This is a genomic window from Streptomyces sp. NPDC047315, from assembly GCF_040643215.1.
Taxonomy (GTDB): Bacteria; Actinomycetota; Actinomycetes; order Streptomycetales; family Streptomycetaceae; genus Streptomyces.
On the sequence record NZ_JBEYTZ010000123.1, the window covers coordinates 1 to 1,061 of the forward strand.

Here is a 1,061-nt window from a genome sequence, read left to right on the forward strand (position 1 = left end):
TCGCCCGGTTCCCTTCGGCGTCGATGACCTCCACGTCGTAACCATCGGCTGACCAGGCGATTCCTGCGTACAGCATGCGTGTTCCTCCTCGGAACGGGGGATGGGGTTGGGCCGGGCGCATGGGCGTACCGGGCATGCGGGCATACGGCTGCGGCGAATAGGCAACGCCCCTACGGAACAGCAGAGTTGGGCATCCCGATGTCCTGTGGGACGGGGGAGCTCCGTGGTGCGGATGTGCGACGGCCGGAGCAGATCCAGGATTCCTGGCTCCGGTTTTCTGCGGAGTTGGCTGGTGCACCCCCTCTGACGAGGGGTTTTGTTGCAGTGCTCAGGTTCTGGCCAGGTTCGGCCAACGCACCCGATGCCCGCCGATGTCCATGAACTCTCCATCATTGCGACACAAGTGCGACACAGGCACGCTATTGTTCGCATGCCCTGCCGAAGGTCCAGACCATATCCAAGGGCAACAACCGCGCGCCATGCCCGTGAACGTCTCCTGTGCCATCGCATCCCCGGCCCAACTACCCCTGGGGATCACGCTCTTGGAGGACATCATCAACGCCCAGCCCGCACCGTTGACCGTGCCCGACCTGCTCGACGCCCGGGCCGCGAAACAGCCCGACCGGGTCGCGATCGAGGTGCGCGGCGGCGGCTCGCTCACCTACGGCGGCTGGCGCGAGCGAGCCGTCCGGGCCGCCGGAGCGCTGGTGGACGCCGGGATCCGGCCGGGCGAGCTCGTGGCGCTGCGCTTCACCGACCGGGAGTGGGACGGCTATGCGATCGCGGTCCTCGCCGTCCACTACGCCGGGGCCGCAGCGCTGCCGATCCGCGCCGACCTGACCGAACCGGAGGCCGTACGACTCGCCCGGACGTGTGGTGCCACCGCGGTCCTACGAGGGGCCGAACTGCCGGCGCTGGACGCCGACTTGGTCGGGGTGGACCTGCCGCTGGCCGATGTCGAGGCGGCCGGCCCGTCGCTCGGCCGCAGGCGTACGGGCCCCGCCCCCGCAGACCTCGCCCAGGTCGTCGGCACCTCCGGCACCACCGGCGACCCCAAGGGC

Annotated in this window: 1 protein-coding gene; it reads left to right on the forward strand. The window is 69.7% G+C overall.

Going from position 1 to position 1,061, the window contains the following annotated elements; all coding sequences use genetic code 11:
* Positions 1 to 479: 479 nt before the first annotated feature.
* A partial coding sequence (locus ABZ842_RS38865) for an AMP-binding protein (protein ID WP_361548616.1) occupies positions 480 to 1,061 on the forward strand: 582 nt, incomplete at its 3' end.